The 1,255-nt window shown below is 38.5% G+C and carries 1 protein-coding gene; it reads left to right on the forward strand.

Annotation, left to right across the window (positions count from 1 at the left end; all coding sequences use genetic code 11):
- Positions 1-227: 227 nt before the first annotated feature.
- Entirely contained in the window at positions 228-1,115 is an 888-nt protein-coding gene (locus K5R16_RS21915; protein WP_220740517.1) for a nuclease-related domain-containing protein, read from the forward strand.
- The last annotated feature ends 140 nt before the right edge of the window (positions 1,116-1,255 follow it).

Raw genomic sequence — 1,255 nt, forward strand, 5'->3', positions numbered from 1 at the left:
GGTTTTAATAAGTAATTGAAAGTGATGAGCAAAATCACTTCATTTACACTGAAAATAATGTTTATTACTTGAAAACCATATAAAAATAAGGTTATTGTTTCGCCAGCTAAAGAAATGCTGCCAAAACTTACCTCTTCAAAGGAAAGCGATAATGAGTATGCGTATCCAAAGCTTCGAGAAAGTTAGATTAATCAATGGATGATAATGTTGTACTTTAAAGGAAGAAAATGACTGACTTTATGGCATCGAGCCTTACAATTTTGCTTTTACTAATCGGTATGTTTGTTGTTTTGGGCGTTATGTCATTGATGTTAAAACGCCGAGAAATTACAGTTAAATCCCCTGTCGATAAAGAAATGCTCACGCGAACTGCTGCTCATGGTCTACAAGATCAGATTCAGAATATGCAAATGGATTTAATGGGCACCCTACTATTAGCAACTTTAATCGTTTCTTTGCCCTTTTCCTATTTTGGTATGAAAGCACACATACTCAGCAACCATTTCCCTTGGGGGTTAGCCCTGTTTATCACCTTAGGCCTAACCTTTGCTGCATACAAAACATGGCGACAATTCTCCACGCTTGAAAAACTTCGCTTGGGTTATACCGCAGAAATCGCCACAGCAAATGAACTGGTTGGACTCCAAGGTAAAGGTTATCAGGTTTTTCATGACATACAGGCTGATGGATTTAATATAGACCACTTAGCAATAGGTAAAAATGGCGTATTTACCATTGAAACTAAAGGCCGTCACAAGCGGAACCGAGACAGTAAAGCTTCATCAAAAGGTAACGGAAAGAACTATCAATTACTATTTAAAGATGGCCGCCTTTGCTTTCCTTCATGGGTAGAGACGAAACCAATCGAGCAAGCATTACGACAAGCTAACTGGGTAAATCAATGGCTCAGCAAAGCAACCGGAAACCCGGTAACTTCAATCCCTGTTCTAGTATTTCCAGGGTGGTTTGTCACCAGTCAAAGTAAGCCGCCATTTCCAATTTTAAATCATAAACAATTAGTCAAAGTACTACCTACCATTGGTAATCAAGAGCTCACACAACAGCAAGTCGACGCTATCGTTTATCAAGTCACACAACGTTGTTTGAGTAAATAAGTGGGGTCAGAGTCTGACGAATCCCCACAAAAAGACAAATAGAAATAATGAGATAGGCAAAATAATAAGGAACATTCATGGCATTTGGTGATCAAATTTATCGCCAAACAAAAATTACCACGAGTAAATGCCATGAATGC

This window comes from Shewanella sp. c952, from assembly GCF_019654975.1.
Taxonomy (GTDB): Bacteria; Pseudomonadota; Gammaproteobacteria; order Enterobacterales; family Shewanellaceae; genus Shewanella.

What these genes read in the sequence shown, in the direction of transcription:
- K5R16_RS21915 (WP_220740517.1), top strand. Translation starts at nt 228, where the DNA reads ATGACTGACTTTATGGCATCGAGCCTTACAATTTTGCTTTTACTAATC.